The organism is Mesorhizobium sp. M5C.F.Ca.ET.164.01.1.1 (assembly GCF_004792125.1).
Classification (GTDB): Bacteria; Pseudomonadota; Alphaproteobacteria; order Rhizobiales; family Rhizobiaceae; genus Mesorhizobium; species Mesorhizobium wenxiniae.
Map to the genome: position 1 here is coordinate 1 of NZ_SRTG01000300.1, position 341 is coordinate 341.

A 341-nucleotide genomic window follows, 5' to 3' on the forward strand; every position below is an offset into this window, starting at 1 on the left:
GGCATGAGTAAGGAGGCGCGTGAAGCCAACCAGAACGCCTTCATGACGCTCTCCGGCGTGGTGATGGTGGCGACCATCGCCTTCGGCATGGGCATCGACAAGCCCGACGTCGCCTATGTCTTCCACACCGACCTGCCGGGCAGCCTCGAAGCCTATTACCAGGAGATCGGCCGCGCCGGCCGCGACTGCAGGGCGGCGGAGGCGCATATGCTGTTCGGCCTCGGCGACATCCGCACGCGCCGCATGTTCATCGACGATGAAGATGCGGCGCCTGAGCACAAGCGCCGCTCGCATGGCCGGCTCGACACGCTGATCGGCTATTGCGAGACGGCGCAGTGCCG

At 66.3% G+C, this 341-nt stretch carries 1 protein-coding gene; it reads left to right on the forward strand.

Annotated elements, in window-relative coordinates:
* On the forward strand, positions 1-341 hold a 341-nt coding region (locus EN807_RS33560; RefSeq protein WP_135938022.1), incomplete at both ends, for a helicase-related protein.